Source organism: Mesorhizobium sp. M0518 (assembly GCF_040321125.1).
In the GTDB taxonomy this organism is placed as follows: Bacteria; Pseudomonadota; Alphaproteobacteria; order Rhizobiales; family Rhizobiaceae; genus Mesorhizobium.
Genome location: NZ_JAMYQY010000010.1, coordinates 18191 through 40396, shown reverse-complemented (window position 1 = coordinate 40396; position 22206 = coordinate 18191). Strand labels below are relative to the sequence as shown.

Here is a 22206-nt window from a genome sequence, read left to right as displayed (position 1 = left end):
GTCCGGGCTATATGCTTGCGTGAAAGGATTTGCCCGGCGCCTTACGCGAAGGAGGGCCGCAAAGGAAGAGGCGCAAGCGCCGCAGCGCTTCACCTCCCCTTGTGGGGAGGGTCGGCGCACCGGGGTTGCGAAGCAAGGTCGGTGGGACGGGGTGGGGGCGCGGCGCTGCAAAAGACCCCCACCCCGCTCCGCTGCGCGGAGCGACCCTCCCCACAAGGGGGAGGGTGAAGACGCTCCACCAGACACACTTCGGAAACAACATTCAACATCCGGGAAAACTCGCGAAAACATCGCCTGTCATAACCACCTTCGCGGCGGTCAAGCGGGCTGCTGTACAACGCGAAGAAATGGTCCCGAAACATGCAACGACGTTCGACCGGATGGATCGGTGCCCTGACAGGCATTTCGCTCGCCATGCTGGCGGTCGCACAATCGGGTGCGGACGCTGCGGTCACCCGGAGCGAATATTGCAGCCAGCTCGGCCTTCAACTCGACGGGGCCATCCAAACGAAGGCCACCCCAGGCACCAGCGCAAGCCAGATCGCCGAAGCAACCGCGCTCCAGGACAAGGCGAACCGGTTTTGTGCCGAGCGCAAACAGGCCCAAGGCATCAGGACCTACGCCAACGCCCTGAAGCTTCTTGGCGTGACGCCGGTCGACCTGAACCAGTGACAGCAACCATCAATCCTTGAAGAAAGGGCCGCCTCTCTCGCAGAGTGAGGGCGGTTTTTCCAGCGCATCGCACCGCGGAAGTTCCTGTCGACTACTTCTCGCCCAGATACTGGAAAACGGCCTGTTTCCACCAATCGCTTTCGATGGTCTGCAGGAGGGCGACATCGAGAGACTTGCGCAACGGGCTGCCGAGCGGCAGCGCAATGGCATATTGCTGCTGGTCGAAGGTCGCATCGAGAACCTGCAGGCTCGTCGCGTAATTCTGCCCGACCAGCCAGCCAAGCAGCGGCTTGTCGTGCACCAGCGCATCGATCTTGCCGGCGCGAAGCGCGTTGAGGCCCTGCTGGATCGAGGCAAAGTCCTGATGACGGATCTGGGTCGAATCCAGATAGGACGCCGTCGACGAGCTCTGCACCGCGCCGACCGTGACCTGGGCGAGATCGCTTTCGCCCTGCACCATTCCTTCCATCTGCGTCACCGTCAGCACCGATGTGACGCCCGCGGTGAACACCGCGATGGCAATGATCGATCCCATCATCCAGAGCGCGGCCAGCACGCGCCCCGGCACGGTTCGCGGACCGAAGTCGCCGGTGCTGGCTTGCGTCGCGGCGATGGTCGACCACCACATGCTGGAAAACAGTCCCTTGGCGACGCCGCCGCCGAAATCGTCATTGTGCCGACGTTCGAACATCCAGATCAGGACGCCGACCACCACCGATATGATGACCAGCCCCAGCACCGCCTGCAGGAAGCCGAACGACGTCAGGGCATGCAGCACCGGCCGCCATGACGGCTGGTTGTTGAGCGGTGTCGCAATGCCGAGCCCGGTCGTGAAGAAGGGCTGCGTGAAGTCGACGGCCTTTTCGCGGTCGGCCGTGACCGTGATCGCGGCCATCGCCGCATCGAACCTGCCGTTGACGACGCCATCGATCTGGTCCTGCACGGCAGGCACTTCGACATAGCGGAAGCGAAGGTTGAGCCGCCCGGCTATTTTCTGCCAGAGGTCGATGCTCAATCCCGACCAGCTGCCGTCCTGCAGCTTGAACGCAAAAGGCGGCGCCTCCTTGATCCCGACCGAGATCTCTTTTGCCGGCGAGGCCGAGGGAGAAGCCAGGTCGGGAGACGTCTGGTCGGGCGAGGTCTGGGCAAGCGTGGCGCCGGCTCCCACACACGCGACGATGACAATGAGACCCAGCGCCATCGTCCACGAAGCAACTCTTCTCAACGGCAACGACTCCCAGCGTCCGCCGCTCGATCGTCGCGGCTTTCGAAGGGTAGCCGCCGTGCCGTCCTTCGTCCACCGGCGATGTCGTTGCTGAAGCAGCCGCGCGACGCGCCGACCATCGAATTGCGCAAAAACAAGCAGTTGGAACAATTTCACGATTCAGATCCTGAAGCGCTTCGCGCAACGCCGGATCCCGTGCGGACAGGCTTGCCGTGCCGAAGACGAACTGGCGCCCAAACCAGCCCACCCCAAACCTTACTTCCTGCCTTGCGGGTAGATCGTCTCGCCGCGCTTCAGCATTGCCACAAACGTCTCGATCTTCTTCTTGCGCCCGGCCTCGGTCTTCATGTTGTGGGTGCGGAAGGCGAGCGCGAAACGGTTCTGCGCACTGAGTTTTGCCAGCATCGCCTTCGCAGCGGGTTCGGCGTCGATTGCCGCTTGCAGATCATCGGGGATCTTCATCTCCTTGCCGCTGCCATAGGCGCGCGCCCAGCGCCCGTCCGCCTTGGCCGCCTCGACCTGTTTGAGCCCATGCTCGGTCATGCGGCCCTCCTCGACCAGCCGCGCGACATTGTCGATGTTGATCAGGCTCCAGATGCTCTTCCGACCGCGCGGCGTGTAGCGCTGCAGGAAACTCTTGTCGTCCAACCCCTTGCGCACCGCATCGATCCAGCCGAAGCACAGCACCACGTCGATGGCTTGCTTGGGGGTGATCGACTTCAGTCCCGACCCCACCTTGTGAACCTTGATCCACACTTCGGTTTCCGTGGCGTGGTGCTTGCCGAGCCATGCGTAGAAGCTGCCCGGATCCGGGAATTCATGGACCTTGTCGGGATCAACCTTGACCGGCGCCATTAGCCGGCCTGTCCTTTCGGTGTCGCTCGCGCCATCAGTTCCCTCTCTGTCGTCCCTGGCATTGCCCGTCATCGACCAGAATGGCACGAGTCGCTGTCAGTTTCCGGCAGCAAACTTGGCGGGCGCCTACGGCGTTCCTTCGCGCCCCTCGACCTGAACATTTTTCTCCCGGCCCCGCTGTATGAAATTTCGGAATACCTGCCATGCTCGTGCTCGGGCACGCCATCTCGCTCCCGGGGGAATATGCCATGAAATCTCTGTTGCTCGCCTTTGTGTTGTCTCTCCCCACGGCCGCCCTCGCCGAGCCAATCGAAACCCGGAAGATCATCACAGCGGTGACCGGGGACTTCAACGGCGACGGCGCCGTCGATCTCGCCATGGTGGTGGAGACCGAGCCCGGCCACCCGATGGATGTCCACTTCTTCCTCAGGGACAAGGAGCACAATTACCTCAAGCCCGTCGAAACCGTGCACGAGCAGATCCACGGGGAATGGAACGGCTACGACCGGCCGGGTTACGAGAACTCCGACACCGAGCCGGAACTGACGATGCTGCCCAACGGTTCGATCAAATTCTACCTGCCGGCGATGCCGGTCGGCAGCGAACGGACCGACATGACGCTGACCATCGCCTGGCGCGACGCTGCCTTCATCGTCGCCGGCTTCGCCTATGACCATGATGACTATTTGAAGGAGAATGCCGAAAGCGCCTGCGAGTACAATGTCCTGACCGGCAAAGGCACCGGCAGCGAAAAGCAGCCGGACGGCAGCACCAAGCACAAGACCGTCTCGGTCGAAGGCCAGACCATCGCCTTCAAGGACTGGAACCCGGGCACCGCCTTCACCGCTTGCGGCAACTGATCGCCCTGCATCATCGGCGCTTCCGATAGCGCTATCGGTTTCTTCCGTTTTCACTTGCCGTACCGAACTGCCAATTCCCTGCCCTTCTCCATCCAAGCAAAGGCAGAGCGAATGAGCATTTCAAATGAGAAAATCCTGATCGTCGGTGGCGGCTCTGGCATGGGTCTGGCGCTGGCCCGGCGCTGCGTCGAGGCCGGCGCCGAGGTGATCATCGCCGGGCGCGGCGAGAACCGGCTGCGGCAGGCGCGCCAGGCGCTTGGCAATCCCGCCGAGGCCCTGGCCGCGATGGCCGAGCGGCTGCCCGTCGGGCGAATTGGCAACCCGATGACATCGCCGACGCCATCGACGCGTCTACTGCAGTTGCGGCTTTTTCAGAAAACTGCCGCGGTCGGCCGATTTGACGCGCAGCCAGGTTTCGCGGCCGTCGCGCAACACCCGCATTGGAATCTCGGCCCCCGCCGAGCCGCTCTCCCACAGCTTGCGATAGAAATCGGCCAGCCCGTCGACCGCGCCGTCCCGGATGTCGGAGATGATGTCGCCTTGGCGCAGGCCGGCCTTGGCCGCCGGGCCGCCCTCGGTCACGCTCATCACCACCACTCTGCCGTCGCTTTCGGCCGACAGGGCGCCGAGCCACGGGCGCGGCGGCTTGGCCACCTGGCCGCGTGTCAGGAGGTCGTCGAGAATGGGCGGCAAAAGATCGATCGGCACCACCATGTTGATATCGGCGACCTCGCCGTTGCGGCTCATCTGCAGGCGCAGCGAACCGATGCCGAGCAGCGAGCCGTCAGCGCCGAACAGCCCGGCACCGCCCCAGGACGGGTGCGCCGGTGCAATGAAGATCGCCTCGTCGAGCAGATATTCCCAATAGCCGGCGAATTCCTGCTTGGTCACGATCCTGGCCTGCACAGACTGACCGATACCGTCGGCCAGCACGACGGCGTCACCGATCCTGGCCTTGCCGGCATCGCCCAGCGCCACCGCCGGCAGGCCGAGCGGCGCCAGCGCCTGCACCAGGCCGAAGCCCGATTCCTGGTCGTAGGCCAGCGCGTGCGCGGGGATGACGCGGCCGTCATGACTGGTCAGCCAGACTTCTTCCGCCTCCGTGATGAGATAGCCGATGGTCAGCACCAGCCCGTCGTTGCGAATGACGACGCCGCTGCCTTCCCTGAGCGTGCCGAGCGCCCCGGCCGTAAAGGCATCTTCGGGGACAGTGGCCCGCACGGCGACGACCGAGCGCGGATTGGGATTGATGGTCATGCTTCTGTCCTGGGTGGGCTTTGGTGACATCTTCTATAGGTATGCCACGCAGGAGAAGGCGCAAGGGTGAGGAAGTGCCCAATTGCCGATGTTGGCAATGCGGGCATCGATAATAGTTCAACGCAAGTTGAACTTACACATCCGCAGCCCTAGTTTATGGCGACCTGCCATCCTTCCCCGACACGAGGCCACGAAATGACCGACTACACACCGCCGAAAGTATGGACCTGGAACAAGCCGAGCGGCGGAGCCTTTGCCAGCATCAACCGGCCGATCGCCGGGCCGACGCAAGACAAGGAACTGCCCGTCGGCAAGCATCCGTTGCAGCTCTATTCGCTGGCGACGCCGAACGGCGTCAAGGTCACCGTCATGCTGGAAGAGCTTCTGGCGCGCGGCCACAAGGGCGCTGAATACGATGCCTGGCTGATCCGGATCAACGATGGCGACCAGTTCGGCAGCGGCTTCGTCGAGGTCAATCCCAACTCCAAGATCCCGGCCCTGATGGACCGCAGCGGCAAGACGCCGGTGCGCATCTTCGAATCCGGTTCGATCCTGGTCTATCTCGCCGAAAAGTTCGGCGAATTCCTGCCTACCGAACAGCCGGCGCGCGCCGAAGTGCTGTCCTGGCTGTTCTGGCAGATGGGCTCGGCGCCGTATCTGGGCGGCGGCTTCGGCCATTTCTACGCCTATGCGCCGGAAAAGTTCGAATATGCCATCGACCGCTTCTCGATGGAGGTGAAACGCCAGATGGATGTGCTCGACCGCCGGCTGGCCGAGACTGAATATCTCGGCGGCAAGGACTATTCCATCGCCGATATGGCCGTGTGGCCCTGGTATGGCGGGCTGGCGCTCGGACGCATGTACAATGATTCCGCCGAGTTCCTATCCGTGCAGGAATACGCACATGTGCAACGCTGGGCCAAGGCGATCGACGCCCGACCGGCGGTCAAGCGCGGCCGCATGGTCAACCGCGCTTTCGGCGAGCCTGCCATGCAACTGCATGAGCGCCACGACGCCAGCGATTTCGAGACCAAGACGCAGGATAGACTGGCCGCCGAATAGGCCATCGCGGATCGCGACAAAAGGAAACCCGCCACCGACGCGACGTCGGGGCGGGTTTTTCCCAAGGTCCAGTGCTGCGGGAACCCCTTAGTGCAGCACTTCAACGATCTGGCGGGTCTCCGGGTCGACGAGGACCGTCTGGTCATTGATCACCGCGACGCGGTATTTGACGTCGGGCACTTCACGCAGTTCGACAGTGTCCGGTACCGACGAGCCGAGCTTGAGTTCGACCCCCAGAAGGTTCACCGAGGCAAGCGGTTCCCTCTTGATGTATTCGCGAACGACCGTCTCCTGCTGCGGCTGGACGACGACGACGCTCTCCGCCAGCGCCGCACCAATGCCGCCCGTCAGGACGATGGCAGCCGCCGCGCTTGTAAGATAAAGTTTCATGACCGTCTCCTAGTGACAATTGAATTCCGCCCTCCATAAAAACTCCACCGCTGCCATGTGGTTCCATCCAACTTCAGAATTGAAGATGTTATGTTTGCAGCCAGGATATTAATTTGTTGCTGATCAAGCATGCGGCAGACAGCGCGGAAATGCTTGAAAACTTGCACAAATGTGTACGGACATTAGAAGACGAAAAATCCCTTCTGCAGCCGAATTGGCGAAGCACCTGTTGTCGCCGCGTCAAATCAGCCTCGCGTCCTCTATCTCGACGATGGGAGCACGAAAAAGACTCGCCCCGCCGGGAGCAGAGCGAGCCATGGCAGTGCCGATAGAGGTGGCAACCTCACCGGTACTGCTAGAGGACGCGAAGCATGATCACTTGTTCCACCTGACGGCCTGAGCCATGCGAAGCCGGTCGCGCATGCATCATGTTCCCACGACGACGCCGAAATGTTCCCACGATACGCTGTGCCGAAACCTCCAGCAGGGCTATGCCCAGACAACGCTGTCTCTCAGTGACCAAACACCGTGATCGCGCTGTGGGCGAGGTTCCCCGAATTTGCCCGGGCGCACACGCGCGAGTGATCCTGGCCAGCCGGTCTCAAAGCTGGACACCGTCGCGATGCAATGGCGGGAAGGCGTCTACCGGATCCTGGCTCGGCACGATATCGTGCGAGCGCCTGAAGATCAGCCTCATGATGAGCACGAAGTAGCCGACCTGCAGGACAAGCAGCGTCGCTATCGTCCAGGCAAATGCCTCCCAGAAAGAGCCGGTGACCATATAGGTCCACACCGCGACAATGAGAGCCGTGGCTGACATTCCTACGAGAAACTGCCCAAAATACATGGTTTCCCCAAACCGCCGAAACCGCGCCGGTTCCAACCAGTCCCTGCTCATCCCATTTCCCGCGAACAACATTTCATTATTTTAGCAACTTCGCAAGTAAGCGGCCGATCGCCACTGCGCGCTTTCCATTGCGCGGCGACTTGGCAACGGTGGCGATCCGGCGCGCGGCGGCGGTGCCGGCGGGGCTGGGCTGACGCGCCAGCCGTCGAAAATCCAGAAGCACGCCCGCTCTTTGCACTTCGAGCAGGGGAACAAATGCCGGCACGCCGAGTTTCGCCTCCAGTTTTTTCAAGGAAGGAGGCCGGCATGGCACCGCGCAACAAACCAAGCGCCGACATCGAAGATGACGCACCGCAGGCGGATGGGCCTACCATCGAGCAGCAGGATTGGGATGCGATCAAGGGCGGCGAGATCCTGCCAGAGTCCGTGCCGGAAAACGGCGACATGCGTTACGGCGTCGAAAAAGACGGCGATCTGCCCGACGAGGACGACGATAACGCGTACCAGGACAGCGACGATGCCCTTCCCGATGATGAGGAAGAAGCCGCGATCACGCGCGATCAGACCCGCGAGGGCCGATTCGACGAGACGTGAGCCATTCGTCGCCCGAGACATGACTGCCTGTTGTTGAACTTGCCAAAGCCACATTTTCCATGCCCGGTTCGCGGGAAAATGTGCTTGGCCGGCTAAGTTTTCCGCCTAGGCATTATATCAGATTTACCTAAAATAGCGGAACATCCAAGGGACATTATCGGAACTGAACAAGGCCCCTTGGACTTTTGCGCACGACGGATAAGACCTTGGTCCTACAGGAAAAAGCAAAAGCCCGACGTGACCGATTGAAGCTTCCAACGAGGGAACATCGGGGCCGTGTTCGTCGTTTGTCGAAAGCGGCCCCGCCGGGTGCCATGCCTGGAGAACAGCGCGATGCCCCACCGATCCACCATCATCAAGACGGGCCATGGCCCAGGAACGGCGATCGCCGTGCTCATGGTTGGATTAACGGCGGTGGGCATCGTGTTCCTTCTACTCGGCAGTTCACTTTACTTCAGTGAGCAGCCTGCGGATCAACGTGCCCTGTCTTCCCCGCCCGCTCGATCGATACACGCGGCCGATAGCAAAGCGGCAAACTGAACGAGCTACTGCTGAGCCATAGCGAGATTGCCGCCGCGCAAGTCCTCCAGACTTAGGCCAGGAAGATCCGCCATTGCCGCTGTCTGCAGTGCGGCGGCCGTGCTGGTGATCATGCAGCGAAACGGACAGCTTCGGACGGTGTTTTGTCCATCGGAGAAGTTTTGGGTTGCTTGCATTAACATTAGATATATCTAATGTAGCGATGGCCGACGACCGCCAGAAGTCGGCTGGCCCGGCGTCCTCCCTTTGCACCTGGCTGCCGGGCCATTTCTTGTCCTCGCCTTGCCGTCTTCGCCTTTGTGTGGCGCGGATTCATCTTCGCGCCGTTCGCCACGTATAGCTTCAGCCTCGACAAACAGCCTCCGGCTCGGCAGCCGCAGGAAAGATGCGGACGCCGAGCCCATCGCACTGATCAAATCGCTAGGACGTGCAGGCTAGCTGCTAAAATCGAAGGACGACCGAAGGGCCACGTCTGCGATAGCACCGGACGCGACGGCGACCATGCCGCCAGTAACTGCGGCAGACCCGTCTCCAACGCCGCCCGTGCCGGCGCCGGCGCCAGCCCCGATCCCGATCCCAGTCCCGATCCCAGCCCCGATCCCAGCGTCGATGGTCGACCGGCTGCACCTCCGCATGTGCACCTTCGTCGTCGAGGGCCTCTGCCTCAATTTCATCGAGAATGCCGTTTCCAGCGCTTGGAACACCGGCCGCTGCCTCGATCGGGCGAATTGCCCCTGCAAGGGCCGCGGCCCCGGCAATGCCAAACATCGCCGTCAAGAAGGATCGCCGATCCATAGTAACCTCCCAACGTTGCATAAGCTGAACGAAGCGCTCGGCTGCCGAATGAGCAGGCCGGCGCATGGTGAAAATAGAGGATTCGCCAGCCGCCGAAGCGGCTTGCGAATCCTATCAGCGCAGGAAGGGACGTTGCTGCGCCGATCGACGACATGTCAGCCAAGGACTATCCCCATCACCAGAAAGGTGACAGCTGTCGCGAAAATCGGTGCGAGCAACCAGCGCGCTTGGCCAACACTTTTGTCCATCTGTCTCTCCGAATTCCGGGAGACAAACAGCCATGAACAGAGAGCCGTTCCCGTCGGTAAGACCAATGCGCTCGCAGACCAGACTTAAGTCGCACGTCTCACCCGACCGAAGCCCCAGCGGAGGAACATTTTCATTTGGCTCAAGTTCAGTTGCCGTCAGCGTTGAACGATCCTGTCATGCTGACTCGCAAGGAGAAACGGTATGAAAATGCACCTAACGGGCGCCGCAGCGGCGCTATTGCTGTTGGCTGGTGTCGGCGCCGTTGCCGCTCAGGACGTTGTCATTCAGCCTGAACAGGACACGGTCATCCGCGAGTATGTGAAGAAGCAGCCTCTCGCTTCGGTCAAGGTTCCCGGTGTGGAACTGAATATTGGTAGCGCGTTGCCGGACACGGTCGAACTTCATGAGATCCCCGATGTCAAATACCGCTACGTGGTGGTCGACAACCGCACCGTCCTGGTGGATCCGGGCACCCGCAAGATCATCAAGGTCTACGATTGAATTTCGAACTGTCCAACCCGCCGCCAGCCATGGCGGCGGGTTGCCCAGCTTCCAATCAGGACGAGTGAAGATGACAAGCAAAGCTGTGACATCCCCTGCTTTGGGCGTTCGCCTGGCCGATCTCCAAGCCAGGATGCGTGATGCGCGGGTGACGGATGCCGAAATGAAAACCTTTCAAAAGGTCGCGGCCATCATGGAAGATCGTCATGGTCGGATCGATGCCGACGACCTGATTGCGGCATCGTTCCTCGCCGATCCGGTGCAGGACCCGGCAAACGCCCTGAGCGACATCCCGACAAGCCAGCAGACTTTTTGACTCCCTGACCGGGAAAGCGCGCCGAAAGTCTCAGCCGAATCCGCACTTTTGCTCCGGCCTATTCCGCTTTCGCGGAAGTTTCGAGCGGCCCGCAATGTGCAATGTTGCTAATGCGGCGGTACGAGCCGCCCTGGTTGACGCGGGCGCCCGAGCCATCCCAACAATGCGCCCCCCCGTCCGCGTCGACCACGGCAGCCGCCTGTCTTCTCTCGCGAAGTCCTCAAGCCGGCCCGCCTGATAATGCGCGCTGCGGCGACGGTCGGGCTTCAGCCGCCGACAAGCGCCTTTGTGGTCACCAGATTGACGCCGGCCTCGGCGAATTCGCCATTGTGCCTGAGGATGACCTGCTCGGCACTCTCGCTGGCATTGTCCAGCGTGCTGTGCACATCGGAGACCACGGTCACGCCGAGCCCTCTGGCGATGGCGCCCTTGACCGTCGCGGCCACGCAAAAATCGGTCTGTGCGCCCAAGAGCACGACAGCACTCGCACCCTGACCGGCAAGCCAGTCGCCGAAGGCAGGATTGCTGAAAGCATCGCGAACGGATTTGGCAAAGGTCGGCTCGTCCGCCGCTTGGCCGAGCGCGGGCCAAACCGGCCAGCCCAGCTCATCCGGTGCCAACGGGTCGCCATCGGGTCCGTCATGCCTGATAAAAGCGACCTTGCGCCCGCCGCGCCGCGCCCAATCGATCACCGCCTTGGTGCGCTCGACAATATCAGGCGCATCATGGATCGGCTGCTCGTGCACACCGTCGAACATGCCGGTCTGGAGATCGATGACGATGAGCGGCGCATTGTCTGGGAGGCTGGGTGCTGGCATGGGTTTTACATAGCACGGCGGACAGGGTGATCAAGATTTCGCTCATTCCGGCGCGCCGGCAAACAGCACCACGCCGTCGCCGCCGGTGGCCGGCAGTCGCGGATGGTGCGGTCGTTGCCGCCGGTCAGCACCGCGCCGTCGGCGGCGAAGGCCACCGCATAAATCGGGCCGGTCTGGCTGTCCAACATTGCGATCCGGTTGCCGCTATTGGAGGGCGGGCGCCTTGCCGCGCCTCCTTGGATTTATTGCAGTTTGCCGATTTCAGCCCGCATGGTTGACAGATGGCCGCAGTCTGGCATCATCGGATCGGGATTTTAGGAGAGTCTGATATGAAAAAAATCTATGTGAAGCCATCGTTCTTGAAAAAAGGCCGGTTGTCGGCGGTCACTGCGGCCAACGGCTCCTCGTTGCCGACACCGCAATAATTTCAGCGCCACCTGCTCCTGGCGCGTCCAAACCTCAACGCACCAGGATCAGGTCGTCCAACACCATTTGCCAATAGTGCTTCGTCGACAGGCGAACACGCGTTACAGCTTTGAGCATTGGAGCGTAGTGCAGCGGCGTTAGCGCCGACAGCGTGACCTCGTCGCTTGCAATCAGCTGCTCGCCAAGCCAGCTTTCGATCAGCGCCACCTCCCCTTCCGACGCCAGCCAGGCGGCGCTCAGCATGACCGAGTGAAAGCCGAACGGCCGTTCGCAGCTGAATTCGGCCGGCAGCCCGCTGCTGGTGTAGAGCACATGGTCGCCGGAAACATTACCATTGACATAGCCCTGGCTGTCCTTGGTGAAGTCGCGGGCCATCGCATTCAGGTTGCGCCACGCCAATCCGGCATGGCCAGCCGGAATTTTCCTGAGGCTGCGCGACGTCACATCGTCGAAATCGATCGTTTCGAGGGCGGCATCAGTGTCGATGCCGGCGCGTTGCGGCGACAGCAGGCCGAGATCCGCCGAGTAGGGCGATAGCGTCAGCCGCCGCGCCAAGCCGCCGCCGCTGACGCTGACCGTGTCGGCTTCTTCAGCCAGGTCGAAGCTGAAGACGGCACCCGGCGCCAGTGCCCGCGTCTCCAGGACGTACCCATTCCCCGACACGGAGAGGGTCGCTGGTCCATCGCCGGCGACGCGCCCGCTGACGCGGCGCGGCGGTGCCAGACCGACAGGCAGCAGCATCTCCTGCGATACCATCCCGGCCGGCGAACCCGGCAGCGGCAGGAAGTGTCGGGACTGAATGTCATTTTCGCTTTTCGCCTGCCAGCCGGGCGGCACCGAAACCACAAAGCGCCAGTTGCCCGGCTTGCGGATCACTGCCTTTCTGCTTTTCACCGACATGGGAAAGTTGGCAAAGCCGGCATTGTTGGTGCGCGCGGACGCGGCGAGCTTGCCGGCTTCGTCATACAGCCGCACCATGATCCCGGCCATCGGCCGGTCTCCGGCGCCGTATTTGCCGTCGCGATCGACATCGAAATAGACGAAGGACGAGTAATTGAGCATACCCCCGCGGGCGTTCCAATCGGTACGGACGGCATAGTCGGCAGCCGGATTGGTTAGCCGCCGTCCCTTGCGACGGCTGCGCTTCCGCCACAGCAGCCAGGACGCGACAGCAGCCGCAAGCACCACAATGGCGGCGGCCAGTATCTGGACAGCGCCCAAGTCAGGCATGGAGCCTCGCTTCACAAATCTCATGGGGGATTGCGTTCACGGGCGATCCGGCTGCGTTGGGCTACTTGCCGACAGGTTATTGCATGTCGGCCAAAAGCGAACCCGGATTTGGGACAGCGACATGCATCGAGACAAAGACTTAAAGCGCGTTGCAGGAATCCGTTCAAGCGCGACGCATGAAAGCAGTCGCCTTACTTCAATTCCACCCACACCGGCGCATGGTCGCTGGCGCCGTCCTCGCCGCGCACGTCGCGGTCGATGCCGGCAACGGTCAGGCGGCGTGCCAGTTTCTTCGACAGCAGGATGTGATCGAGCCGGAGGCCCGCATCGCGCGGCCAGCGGTTGCGGCGATAGTCCCAGAATGTGTAGAGCGTTTCCTTCGGATGCTTCTTGCGCAGGGCATCAAGCCAACCCTGGTCGAGCAGGCGCTGGAACGACGCCCGGCTTTCCGGCTGCACCAGCGCGTTGTCCTCATAGGAGCGGGTGGGGTAGATATCGCGCGGCTCGGGCACGATGTTGTAGTCGCCGGCCAGCACCACCGGCAGGCCGGTGTCGAGCAACTGTTCGGCATGCACCTCCAGCCGCGCGTGCCAGGCGAGTTTGTAGGCGAATTTCGGGCCGGGCTGAGGATTGCCGTTCGGCGCATAGAGACAAGCGACGATGATGCCGTTCACCGCCGCCTCGATATAGCGGCTCTGCCTGTCGGCATCGTCGCCGGGCAAGGCATCGCGGGTCAGCACTGGCTCGGCACCCCGCGCCAGGATGGCAACACCGTTCCACGTCGGCTCGCCCTTCCACACCGCGCCATAGCCGGCCGCCGCCAATGCCGAGCGCGGAAACTGCATGTCGCGCGCCTTCAGTTCCTGCAGGCAGACGACATCGGGTTTTGCCGCAGCCAGCCAAGCCAGCAAATTTTCAAGCCGGCTGTTGATGTTGTTGATGTTGAAGGAGGCGATCTTCATCGCTTCAGGAAGCGATCCGACCCGACCACGCCTTCACCGTCTCGGCCAGCGTCTTCAGATGGTCGGCCGCCGAAAATCCCGAGATGCTCTTGCGTGGCTTGAGATCATGGTCGCCATCCTCCAGCCAGATAATCTCGATGCGGTCGGAAAGGCCATAAGTCGCAACCCCGTCCCTGGTGCCGAACTCGTCGCGCGTGCCCTGGAAGATCAGCGTCGGCGTCTTCAACCCGGCGAGGTGTTTTGTCCGCAATTGCTCGGGCTTGGCCGGCGGATGGAAGGGATAGCCGAGGCAGACCAGCCCTGAAATCTCGCCCTTGGCAAACATCTCGTCGGCGATCATGGAGGCGACGCGCCCGCCCATCGACTTGCCGCCGATGATCAGCGGTCCCGTCACGCCCTTTGCCCTGAGGTCGGCTATCGCCTTGATATATTCCGGGTTGACCGTCTCGGCCCGCGGCGGTGGCTTGCGGTGGCCGTAGCGGCGCGCGGCCATATAGTGGAATTCAAAGCGCGCGACCTGGAAGCCGGCCGCGGCCAGCGCCTTGGCGGTGGCGGTCATCGAGGGCGAATCCATCGACGCACCGGCGCCGTGGGCGAGCAGAATGGTGGTGGGCGCGGTGTCGGGACCGTCGAAGAGGAAGGCGGTCATGGGGCGGTCTCGCTGGAGAGGTCGAGTTCCGTCACACCCCCCTCTGTCCTGCCGGACATCTCCCCCGCAAGGGGGGAGATTGCGCGCTCAACCGCTTTCGCCAATCTCCCACTTTGCAAGAAGGAGCGGGACGCCCAAGCTTCCGATCTCCCCCCTTGCGGGGGAGATGGCCGGTAGGCCAGAGGGGGGTGTTCAAGCGCCAGCATCACTCACCCCGCCGCCCGCGCCAGCTGCAGATCCACGAACTGCACGCCCTTGGCTGCAACCCGTGCCCATTCGGACTCCGCGTCGAGTTCGAGATACCGCGCCCATAGCCGGCGCGCCTCCAGCAGATTGCCGGCGTCGAATTCCAGCCGGGCCAGATTGAACACCGGATCGGCATAGGTCTTGTCGAGCGCGATCGCTTTCTGCAGGTGCCTTCGCGCCGAGGCTTCGCGACCTTGCTCGCTCATCAGTCCGGCCAGGTTGAACCACGCCTCGACGAAGGCCGGGTCGAGTTTTATCGCATTGATATAGTCGTGCGCGGCGTCCGCCGCGTGGCCGCCGGCGCGCAGGCAGTTGGCGCGGTTGAAGGCGGCAATCGCATCGCTCGGATCGATGGCCAGGCAGCGCTGGTAGAGCGCGGCGGCCCCATCATTGTCGCCCTGCTCCTCCGCCGCTTCCGCCTCGGCGAACAACTCCTCTAGCGTGTCGTCACCCTCTGCCCCGGCTGTTCCGAGATCGAACAGCAACTGCCCATCGAGTTCGCTCTGGCCGCCTTCGAGATAGATGGCATCGGCGCGCCCATGCTGCGAGCCGACATTGAGCGACTTGGCGGTCAGCGACGCCACCGGGCCGGAGCGGTGGACGGAGCGCGCGATCGCCCCCCATGTCGCGCCGCCGGCGATGAGCCCGGCATATTTGCGCGCCAGGATCAGGTCGCGGAAGGAATAGGGTTCAACGTCATGCTCGAACGCATCGAACAGGCCGAGCAGGTCGAGGTCGGAGCCTGATAGCCGCGACTGATCGATCAGCGATTGCCGCGACAGCGAAGACGCTTCCGGTGTCTTCATCAGTCCGAGAAGGCGCAGGAATCCGTTCTCGCTGATCAGCGTTCGCCCGGCCGCGCGCTCGGCGGCGACACGGCGCTCGATCTCGGCATCGCCGTTCCTGGAGAGCCCGGCTTTGGCCAACAGTGTCCGGCCGAAGACGACATGCGTGGTGCGCCTGGTGATACCGCGCCGCAGCTGGCCGTGTCGGCGTTCCACTTCCCGCGCAGCCAGCCTGAGCGGAAAAGCCGCCAGCGCGCCTATCGTGCCAAAAACAGCGCCGGTCGGTGCCGTCATTTCTTGCTCTTGCCGACCGCCTTCAGCAGATTGGCCTTCAACGGATTTTCAGCAGCACCACCCGCTGCCGCCTTCTTCGCGGCGGGCTTGGCAACCTCGTCGGCCTTGCTTTTCGACTTGGCCGGCGGCTTCGATTGCGACAGGCTCGCCTTGAGCGCATCCATCAGATTGATGACATTACCGCGCTCGGGTGCCGCCGCGATGATCGGCTTGTGGCCTTTCAGCTTCTCGCGGATCATCGTCATGAGTGCCGCCTCGTAGCGGTCCTCATAGTTCTTCGGATCGAAGGTGGTTTCCTTCTGCTTGATCAGTGCTTCGGCGAGCTGCAGCATTTCGGGATCGGGCTTGCCGGCTGGGATGTTGCCGAAATATTCAGCCGTGCCACGCACTTCGTTCGGATTCCTCAAGGTGCACACGAACATGCCGTTCTCGCGCGCGCCGATCGTCACCACCCGCTCGCGGCTCGACAGCACCAGGCGTGCGATCGCCAGCTTGCCGGATTTGCGCATGGCTTCGCGCAGCACGGCGAAGGTCTCCTCCGCCATCGCGCCGTCAGGCGCCATGTAGTAGGGCGCGTCCTGATAGATGACGTCGACCTCGTCCTCGTCCACGAAGGCCTCGATGTTCATCGTGTGATTGGATTCGATGCGCACCGCATCGAGGTCGGCATCATCTATGATGATGTACTGCTTGTCCTCGTATTCGTAGCCCTTGACCAGATCAGCACGCTCGACGAGCCCCAATTCGGGGTCGACCGGTTTCATGTTGATGCGGTTGTGGGTCTTCTTATGCAGTTGGTTGAACGAGATGCGCTCGCTGGCGCTGGTGGCGGGATATAACCGCACCGGACAGCTGACGAGGCTGAGTTTGAGGTAACCTTTCCAACTTGCCCTGGGCGCCATGAAACACTCCTACGCGGCCATGCACTGACATTCACTGCAGCGCTTTTCGTCCGAAGGACGAACGAGGCTGCGCAAATCCTACACCGACCCCGCACAATACAGGCAAATCCCTGACGAAATCTTCCGCCACGTCTTTGAGGTCGTGGCGGAGAGAATAATTCAAATTGTCGGAAGCGTCGATGGCGTTGGGTTCCTCGCCCCGCAACGCTCTCCTCCATTTCATGGGGGCCGAGGAACCTAGTTCTTCAAGGTCGGCAAATCCCGCGCGAACTCGTCGATCTCGGCCCACGGATCGCCCGACGTCGCCAGCAGCCCCGGCAGGGAGGAATAGTTCAGATCCTGCGGCGCATCGATGGATTCGAGGTCGCTCCAACTGACCGGCGTCGAGGCCGGCAGATTGGTGCGGGCGCGCAGCGAGTAAGGTGCTGCCGAGGTGTGGCCGCGCGCATTGCGGTGATAATCGATGAAGATGCGCTTCTTGCGGTTGTCCTTGCCCATGGTGGTGGTGAAGGTGTCAGGCGCCGTTGCCGCCAGATGCGTGGCGATCGCGCTGGTCGCCTGGTGCAGCTTCTTCCAGTTCTGCGCGCCCGTCACCGGCACGGTGATGTGGATGCCGCTGCCGCCGGAGGTCTTGGCGAACGGTACCAGCCCCAGGCGCTCCAATTCGCCCTTGATGTGCACGGCGGCCTCGACCACCTCGCGCCATGAAATCCCTTCTCCCGGATCGAGGTCGAGGACGATCTGGTCGGGCCTGTCGAGGCTGGTGCGGTGGGTGCCCCAGGTGTGGAACTCGACGACGCCGAACTGCGCCAGCGCCAGATACCCTTTCGCGCCTTCGACCGAGAGATAGGATTTGGTCTCGCCCTCGGAATTCGTCGCCTCGAATGTCACCACTGAGGGCGGCATGCCGGTGAAGGCGTGCCGCTGGAAGAAGCAATCCTTCGGCAGGCCGGTCGGGCAGCGCACCAGCGACACCGGCCGGCCGAGGATGTGCGGCAGCATGAAGTCGCCGACCAGCGCGTAATAGACCGCGATGTCGAGCTTGGTCGGGCCGGTCTTGCCGAACAGCCGGCGCGTCGGGTTGGTCACCCAGATTGTGGCAAGGTCGGCCTCGGCGATCAGCCGCTTGCGTTTGGACGAGACCGGCGTCGACAGGCCGACATCCCTCAAACCACAGAAGACGCCGTGGCGCAGCGCATTGTCTGAGGTGCGGTTGGCGTAATGAATGCGCGCCGACAGCAGCGGCCGCACCCAGTTCATCTCGCGCATGATTTCGCGCGGGACACCCTCGGGCGGGGTGGCGCCTTCCCGCAGCGGCTCCAGCCTGGCGAGCAACTCACCGGCGGTGGCGGCATCGAAACCGGTGCCGACCTTGCCGCGATAATGCAATTCACCACCCTCGAACTCTGCCATGCCGAGCGCCGCCAGCCCTTCGGCCGCATCGGAGATGGTGAAGCCGGCGATGACGAAGTCGTCCGACAGCAGTGCCTTGGTCTTGGTCCAGCTTTTGGTTCGGCCGCTCTGATAGATGGCCGTGGCGCGCTTTGAGACGACACCCTCCAGCCCAAGTTCCGACACCTGGTCGTAGAGCCCCTGCCCTGAACCTTCGACATGGTCGGAGAACTGGATGGCGGAATTGGCGCCGAGGCCCGACAGCATCTGCGCCAGCAGCGCCTTGCGCCGGACCAGCGGCGCCTTGGTCAGGTCCCAGCCGTCGAGGTGGAGAAGATCGAAGGCGTAAAAATGGAGCTTGCTGCCGGCGCCCTCGGCCAGCGCATCCTGCAGCAGCGCGAAGCGGCTGATGCCCCGGGCGTCGAGCACCACGATCTCGCCGTCGATGATGGCATCGCGGCAGGGCAGCTTCGCGAACGCATGCGGCAGGTCGCCATAGCGCTTCGTCCAGTCGATGCCGCCACGGGTGATCAGCTTGACGACGCCGCCAGTGAGATGCGCCATGGTGCGGTAGCCGTCGAATTTGATCTCGTGCAGCCAGACTTGTTGGGTGTCGTCGCCATCGGGTGGTTTTGGCACCTGCGTCGCCAGTTGCGGCTCGATACGGGCAAGCATGGGAGCCTTGAACACGCCCGGCAGCGTGCCGGGCTTCAGCGATCCCTGTCTGGGCGCGGGTTTGGTGGCGGGCTTCGCCGGCGCCGCCAGCTCCTCGATGCGCAATCCGGATTTGACGCTTTCCGGCCGGGCCGTGAGGATGTCAAGCGCGGTGTCGGCGGCGAGGTCGCGCTCCTTGAACAGCAGCCAGTTCTTCTTGTTTTCGTCTTCGCCGGGTTTCGGCTTCAGCCGGGTCAGCATCCAGCCGCCATTGAGCTTGTCGCCGGCCAGCCGGAACTTGAAGGCGCCGGTTCGCAAGCTCTTTTCGACGTCGTCCATCGGCGCCCATGTGCCGGTATCCCAGACGATCATCGGCCCGCCGCCATACTCGCCCTCGGGAATGACACCCTCAAAGTCGATATATTCGAGCGGATGATCCTCGGTCTCGACCGCCAGCCTCTTGTCGGCCGGATTGAGCGAAGGCCCGCGCGGCACCGCCCAGCTCTTCAAAACATCGCCGACCTGCAGGCGCAGATCATAATGGTCAGCGGTGGCGTGGTGCTTGTGGACGACGAAGCGGTTGCCGTTGCTGCTGACGAGCCCGCCAACCGGTTCCGGCGTCTTGGCGAATTCGCGTTTGGCGCGATAGGCTTTGAGCTTTGGTGGAGTCGTCATCGCCAGGATCGAAGCACGGCGGCCAGGAACAAGCCAGTCACGCTCTCAATCGTCAGCGGCCGGCGTCAACTCGAGCTCTGCCGGCGACAGTCCTTGCTGCAGCTGGCTCAGCCGAAATTCGTCGACCCAATAGGCCTCGCCATCGACCAGAACCCGGGCCTGGTAGGTGCCTGCCGAAAAACGCTGCGCGGTGATGTAGACCTTGTGACGATCGAGCGCCTTGCGCACCGCGGCGCGCTTGGAATTCTGACCTGTGACGGGACTGAACATGACACTGCCCTCGGTCGCCCCAGACACAAAACGCGGCCGCTACCGGCAGCCTGACGACTGGGGTCAAGGATGGCGGAGACGCGCCGTCCTGTCAATTTCGCGGACAGCGCAGGATGCGGCCCGGTTAAATTTACCAATCTTTTGAATATGCTTGGGCCTTGGCCTGAATCAAGACGTGAAGCACACGAAGATGAACTGTGCACCACCACGCCGCCAAAACTAGCGTCCGTCGCTGCCGCTCTGCTACGCGGCCGGCGTGCCCGAATGAGCAGATTTTTGAACTTCCATGCCGATGAGATCGAGTGTCGCCGCCGCAACATCGGCAACCTGGAGCCGCTGGACGCAATAGACCCCACCGGCGTTGTTTTCTTTACACAAACCTGGAGCGATGCATGGGCAAGGCATGGGCGGCTGGAGCGTCCGGTTGGAGACACCGAATGGGCCCCATTGCTCAGGCGACGTCAGACCGTACAGCCCCACCGCTGGAGTTCCGACAGAGGCCGCGATGTGCATCGGGCCGCTCTCATTGCCAAGAAAGATCGACGCTTCGGCCAACAATGCTGTCAAGACCTCAAGCGAGGCTTTTCCGACGACACTTGCGACCGGCGATGCTGCCATTTCAAGGATCCTTTGCGCGGCAAGCCCTTCATCCGGCCCACCAACGAGGAGGGATCGCAGCCCGGTTTTGGCGTATACCTCATCGATGACCGCAGCAAAATGTTGCGGCGGCCAGCAACGGCCTTCAAACCTCGCGCCGGCATGCACGGCCACATAGGACTTCTTCGCCAAAGCGTTTTCCGCAAGAAGCCTGGCACACTCTTCCTGGGCAGTCCTGGTCGGTTGCAGCCGAGGCGTTGGGTCCTGATAATCCAACCCGAGGGCGCTGAGTGGAGACAGGTTCCTGTAGAGATAATGCGGTCCGCCATGTCCGAAGGTCGCGGCGAGCACGTTTGCAAGCTGGATTTCCCAGAACTTCATCGGATGCTCGGAAGGATCGAAGCCGACGCGAAGTGGAGCCCCGATCAAGCGATGCATGATCCGCGAGGTTTTTGAATCGGTAAGGTCGATGCTAAGATCGAATTTCCGACGCCGCAGATCAGAGATGACGCCACGATGGTCGCTCAAACGCTTGAGCAGAGTCCTTCCTCTGCCACGGGATTCAAAGCCAACGGCCACATCGGCGATCCCTTGCGCGACAATGAACTGCTTGAGACCAGGCGCACAAAGCATGGTTACCGATGCTTGCGGATAAGCAAGACGCAGATTGCGAACCAAAGCAGATGTCAGAACGACATCTCCAATGTACTTCGTTTGAATAATGAGGATGGAACGAATCCCATCTCCTAAACTTGCATCCATCGATATGATCTGCCGAAAACGCCAACTTAAAAAATCTGCCGAGGACACTCATTTCTGAACGGCAAGCGGCGCTTTCAGATATAGAGCCAACCAACCCAGTCAACAAGCTTGCCGGCCTTGGTGCCTCTTTGCATCGGTCGTCGGCAAACGCTCGTCCTCAGTCCTTCAATCGCCGCAAGCGGCGCGTCAGGCCCTGGACGGCCTTGAGCAGCCGGGGACGCGACCGCGTCATGCCTTCGACCCGGCTGCGCAGCAAAATGGCTGCGTTCGCAGCCCTGCCCCGCACCGTCACCGGTTCGCAGATCTCGGCCAGTACCGAGCTCGAGGCACCGATATGTTGCTTGTAGCCCTGGCCGCCGACCGACAGGTCGAAATAGTCGAAGCCCCGCTCGCATCCCCACACCATCAGCTTGCCCATCGTCGTCAGGCCGGGTGAGACATTGGCGACCGTATTCTGGTCGATGCCGAGCAGGAGGGCGTGAAGTGTGCCTTTTCTCACCAAAACATAGATGGAGGCAAGCCAGGCTTCACCGACGCGTAGTCCGAAGAGCCGCACCGATCCGTTGGACAGGCCTTGTAGCGCCGCGGCGCGGTAGAAATCGACGACCGGGGCCTGCGTCAGGAGGTCGAAACGCCCGAGCTCACGAAAACGCTTGAGCCGCAGTTCCAGCAGTGCATCCAGGAGCTCCTCGGCCAGGTCAGGCGTATCGGCCTCGACCAGAGCGAGGCCACCAAGCTGTTCGAAGCCGCGGCAATGCTTGCGGAAGGCCTTGGCAAAGGACGGCTTGCAGATTCGCTTGATGAGCGTCTCCGGGTCGCCATGCAGGACGAGGCCGGAGGTGACCTGGATGGAGTCGCGCGCCACCGAAAGCAATGCCAGCGGATTGGCCACGCCGTGGACCTGCTGCGGAATTCCCGCGATATGGATGCGATCCGCCGATGGCAGCACGGCACGGACCGCTGCCCACATGGCGTCGGCACTCTGCCTAGTCCACGCTCTCCCATCCGCCAGCAGCGGCACCGCGTAGTCGCACACGCGGCAGCTCAGCCATTCGATCACGTGGTGGCCGAGAGCCCGGCTCCGCATCAGCGGCAGCAGCATGGCCGGCGCGCCGGTCACGGCGTCACTCACCTCGACGAGGACCAGATCCGCGTCTTTGGGCATCAGCCGTGCGGCGATTCCTTCGACCCAGGCATAATGCTGGTGGGCAGTGCAGACGCCGTGAGCTTCAAGGAGCAGCCATAGCAGCCTTACGGTGTCGAAGCTGGTGTGCAGCCGAGCCGTGAAGTGCGCGGTTGCATCAACGTTGGCGACAGTCGGGGAAAATGGCCCACCGGGCAAATCCCCTATCGGAGTCGTTCCCGCCGCGTAGCTTGCCAC

General features: G+C 62.4%; 23 protein-coding genes and 1 pseudogene. 7 read left to right on the top strand and 17 right to left on the bottom strand.

Features of this window, described 5'->3' with window-relative positions; genetic code table 11:
* Positions 1–360: 360 nt before the first annotated feature.
* Positions 361–672, top strand: coding sequence for a hypothetical protein (locus tag NKI66_RS16195; protein WP_023813340.1), 312 nt, complete (start codon positions 361–363; stop codon positions 670–672).
* Between the two features lie 91 nt (positions 673–763).
* Here NKI66_RS16195 and NKI66_RS16190 read toward each other — a convergent pair whose 3' ends face one another.
* Both NKI66_RS16190 and NKI66_RS16185 read right to left on the bottom strand, forming a co-directional pair.
* Positions 764–1897, bottom strand: coding sequence for a transporter substrate-binding domain-containing protein (locus NKI66_RS16190; protein WP_245273287.1), 1134 nt, complete (start codon positions 1895–1897; stop codon positions 764–766).
* A gap of 255 nt (positions 1898–2152) precedes the next feature.
* On the bottom strand, positions 2153–2752 hold the full coding sequence (locus NKI66_RS16185; protein ID WP_023813338.1) for a YdeI/OmpD-associated family protein: 600 nt from the start codon (positions 2750–2752) through the stop codon (positions 2153–2155).
* Between the two features lie 248 nt (positions 2753–3000).
* On the opposite strand from NKI66_RS16185, the gene NKI66_RS16180 reads away from it, so the two are divergent.
* A complete protein-coding gene (locus NKI66_RS16180) occupies positions 3001–3612 on the top strand; it encodes a hypothetical protein (protein WP_164893069.1) in 612 nt (203 codons plus the stop codon).
* 111 nt (positions 3613–3723) lie between these two features.
* Positions 3724–3876, top strand: a pseudogene (locus NKI66_RS16175) (SDR family NAD(P)-dependent oxidoreductase); the annotation flags it as partial.
* Between the two features lie 87 nt (positions 3877–3963).
* On the opposite strand, the gene NKI66_RS16170 reads toward NKI66_RS16175, so the two are convergent.
* The gene (locus NKI66_RS16170; RefSeq protein WP_013530631.1) at positions 3964–4869 is read right to left on the bottom strand and encodes a S1C family serine protease; all 906 of its coding nucleotides are present in this window, start codon (positions 4867–4869) and stop codon (positions 3964–3966) included.
* 195 nt (positions 4870–5064) lie between these two features.
* On the opposite strand from NKI66_RS16170, the gene yghU reads away from it, so the two are divergent.
* On the top strand, positions 5065–5931 hold the full coding sequence (yghU, locus tag NKI66_RS16165) for a glutathione-dependent disulfide-bond oxidoreductase (protein ID WP_023813336.1): 867 nt from the start codon (positions 5065–5067) through the stop codon (positions 5929–5931).
* 87 nt (positions 5932–6018) lie between these two features.
* On the opposite strand, the gene NKI66_RS16160 is transcribed toward yghU, so the two are convergent.
* From NKI66_RS16160 to NKI66_RS16150, 3 genes are all read right to left on the bottom strand, one after another.
* Complete coding sequence (locus tag NKI66_RS16160; RefSeq protein ID WP_023813335.1) at positions 6019–6321, bottom strand: DUF1236 domain-containing protein; 303 nt, start codon at positions 6319–6321, stop codon at positions 6019–6021.
* 601 nt (positions 6322–6922) lie between these two features.
* On the bottom strand, positions 6923–7141 hold the full coding sequence (locus tag NKI66_RS16155; protein ID WP_245273286.1) for an exopolysaccharide production repressor protein: 219 nt from the start codon (positions 7139–7141) through the stop codon (positions 6923–6925).
* A gap of 103 nt (positions 7142–7244) precedes the next feature.
* A complete protein-coding gene (locus NKI66_RS16150) occupies positions 7245–7460 on the bottom strand; it encodes a hypothetical protein (RefSeq protein WP_023813333.1) in 216 nt (71 codons plus the stop codon).
* Positions 7461–7474: 14 nt separating this feature from the next.
* On the opposite strand from NKI66_RS16150, the gene NKI66_RS16145 reads away from it, so the two are divergent.
* The 3 genes from NKI66_RS16145 to NKI66_RS16135 all read left to right on the top strand — a co-directional run bounded on the left by NKI66_RS16145 (position 7475) and on the right by NKI66_RS16135 (position 10163).
* The gene (locus tag NKI66_RS16145; protein WP_023813332.1) at positions 7475–7762 is read left to right on the top strand and encodes a hypothetical protein; all 288 of its coding nucleotides are present in this window, start codon (positions 7475–7477) and stop codon (positions 7760–7762) included.
* Between the two features lie 1785 nt (positions 7763–9547).
* Complete coding sequence (locus NKI66_RS16140) at positions 9548–9847, top strand: DUF1236 domain-containing protein (RefSeq protein ID WP_031213630.1); 300 nt, start codon at positions 9548–9550, stop codon at positions 9845–9847.
* Between the two features lie 70 nt (positions 9848–9917).
* A complete protein-coding gene (locus NKI66_RS16135; RefSeq protein WP_031213628.1) occupies positions 9918–10163 on the top strand; it encodes a hypothetical protein in 246 nt (81 codons plus the stop codon).
* 266 nt (positions 10164–10429) lie between these two features.
* Here NKI66_RS16135 and NKI66_RS16130 read toward each other — a convergent pair whose 3' ends face one another.
* From NKI66_RS16130 to NKI66_RS16080, 11 genes are all read right to left on the bottom strand, one after another.
* Positions 10430–10981, bottom strand: a complete 552-nt coding sequence (locus tag NKI66_RS16130) for an isochorismatase family protein (protein ID WP_023813326.1) — start codon at positions 10979–10981, stop codon at positions 10430–10432.
* Between the two features lie 5 nt (positions 10982–10986).
* Entirely contained in the window at positions 10987–11166 is a 180-nt protein-coding gene (locus NKI66_RS16125; RefSeq protein ID WP_245486366.1) for a WD40 repeat domain-containing protein, read from the bottom strand.
* A gap of 274 nt (positions 11167–11440) precedes the next feature.
* Complete coding sequence (locus NKI66_RS16120) at positions 11441–12637, bottom strand: hypothetical protein (RefSeq protein WP_023813323.1); 1197 nt, start codon at positions 12635–12637, stop codon at positions 11441–11443.
* Positions 12638–12828: 191 nt separating this feature from the next.
* Entirely contained in the window at positions 12829–13599 is a 771-nt protein-coding gene (locus NKI66_RS16115; RefSeq protein WP_023813322.1) for an exodeoxyribonuclease III, read from the bottom strand.
* A gap of 4 nt (positions 13600–13603) precedes the next feature.
* A complete protein-coding gene (locus NKI66_RS16110) occupies positions 13604–14248 on the bottom strand; it encodes an alpha/beta hydrolase family protein (protein ID WP_023813321.1) in 645 nt (214 codons plus the stop codon).
* Positions 14249–14457: 209 nt separating this feature from the next.
* A complete protein-coding gene (locus NKI66_RS16105) occupies positions 14458–15573 on the bottom strand; it encodes a tetratricopeptide repeat protein (RefSeq protein ID WP_023813320.1) in 1116 nt (371 codons plus the stop codon).
* On the bottom strand, positions 15570–16475 hold the full coding sequence (gene ku / locus NKI66_RS16100; protein WP_024501732.1) for a non-homologous end joining protein Ku: 906 nt from the start codon (positions 16473–16475) through the stop codon (positions 15570–15572). The genes NKI66_RS16105 and ku overlap by 4 nt, the downstream gene beginning before the upstream one ends.
* 237 nt (positions 16476–16712) lie before the next feature.
* Positions 16713–19196, bottom strand: coding sequence for a DNA ligase D (gene ligD / locus NKI66_RS16095; protein WP_023813317.1), 2484 nt, complete (start codon positions 19194–19196; stop codon positions 16713–16715).
* Positions 19197–19241: 45 nt separating this feature from the next.
* Positions 19242–19466, bottom strand: a complete 225-nt coding sequence (locus NKI66_RS16090; RefSeq protein WP_023813316.1) for a hypothetical protein — start codon at positions 19464–19466, stop codon at positions 19242–19244.
* Positions 19467–19709: 243 nt separating this feature from the next.
* The gene (locus NKI66_RS16085; protein ID WP_031213626.1) at positions 19710–20825 is read right to left on the bottom strand and encodes a glycosyltransferase family 9 protein; all 1116 of its coding nucleotides are present in this window, start codon (positions 20823–20825) and stop codon (positions 19710–19712) included.
* Between the two features lie 157 nt (positions 20826–20982).
* Entirely contained in the window at positions 20983–22206 is a 1224-nt protein-coding gene (locus tag NKI66_RS16080; protein ID WP_352752227.1) for a GNAT family N-acetyltransferase, read from the bottom strand.

Excerpts from the sequence above, each read along its gene's own strand:
- NKI66_RS16185 (WP_023813338.1), bottom strand. The coding sequence starts at position 2,752 with ATGGCGCCGGTCAAGGTTGATCCCGACAAGGTCCATGAATTCCCGGAT.
- ligD (WP_023813317.1), bottom strand. The coding sequence starts at position 19,196 with ATGACGACTCCACCAAAGCTCAAAGCCTATCGCGCCAAACGCGAATTC.
- NKI66_RS16115 (WP_023813322.1), bottom strand. The coding sequence starts at position 13,599 with ATGAAGATCGCCTCCTTCAACATCAACAACATCAACAGCCGGCTTGAA.
- NKI66_RS16130 (WP_023813326.1), bottom strand. The coding sequence starts at position 10,981 with ATGCCAGCACCCAGCCTCCCAGACAATGCGCCGCTCATCGTCATCGAT.
- NKI66_RS16170 (WP_013530631.1), bottom strand. The coding sequence starts at position 4,869 with ATGACCATCAATCCCAATCCGCGCTCGGTCGTCGCCGTGCGGGCCACT.
- NKI66_RS16110 (WP_023813321.1), bottom strand. The coding sequence starts at position 14,248 with ATGACCGCCTTCCTCTTCGACGGTCCCGACACCGCGCCCACCACCATT.
- yghU (WP_023813336.1), top strand. The coding sequence starts at position 5,065 with ATGACCGACTACACACCGCCGAAAGTATGGACCTGGAACAAGCCGAGC.
- NKI66_RS16120 (WP_023813323.1), bottom strand. The coding sequence starts at position 12,637 with ATGCCTGACTTGGGCGCTGTCCAGATACTGGCCGCCGCCATTGTGGTG.
- NKI66_RS16195 (WP_023813340.1), top strand. The coding sequence starts at position 361 with ATGCAACGACGTTCGACCGGATGGATCGGTGCCCTGACAGGCATTTCG.
- NKI66_RS16085 (WP_031213626.1), bottom strand. The coding sequence starts at position 20,825 with ATGGATGCAAGTTTAGGAGATGGGATTCGTTCCATCCTCATTATTCAA.
- NKI66_RS16135 (WP_031213628.1), top strand. The coding sequence starts at position 9,918 with ATGACAAGCAAAGCTGTGACATCCCCTGCTTTGGGCGTTCGCCTGGCC.
- NKI66_RS16105 (WP_023813320.1), bottom strand. The coding sequence starts at position 15,573 with ATGACGGCACCGACCGGCGCTGTTTTTGGCACGATAGGCGCGCTGGCG.
- NKI66_RS16155 (WP_245273286.1), bottom strand. The coding sequence starts at position 7,141 with ATGTCAGCCACGGCTCTCATTGTCGCGGTGTGGACCTATATGGTCACC.
- NKI66_RS16160 (WP_023813335.1), bottom strand. The coding sequence starts at position 6,321 with ATGAAACTTTATCTTACAAGCGCGGCGGCTGCCATCGTCCTGACGGGC.
- ku (WP_024501732.1), bottom strand. The coding sequence starts at position 16,475 with ATGGCGCCCAGGGCAAGTTGGAAAGGTTACCTCAAACTCAGCCTCGTC.
- NKI66_RS16145 (WP_023813332.1), top strand. The coding sequence starts at position 7,475 with ATGGCACCGCGCAACAAACCAAGCGCCGACATCGAAGATGACGCACCG.
- NKI66_RS16090 (WP_023813316.1), bottom strand. The coding sequence starts at position 19,466 with ATGTTCAGTCCCGTCACAGGTCAGAATTCCAAGCGCGCCGCGGTGCGC.
- NKI66_RS16140 (WP_031213630.1), top strand. The coding sequence starts at position 9,548 with ATGAAAATGCACCTAACGGGCGCCGCAGCGGCGCTATTGCTGTTGGCT.
- NKI66_RS16180 (WP_164893069.1), top strand. The coding sequence starts at position 3,001 with ATGAAATCTCTGTTGCTCGCCTTTGTGTTGTCTCTCCCCACGGCCGCC.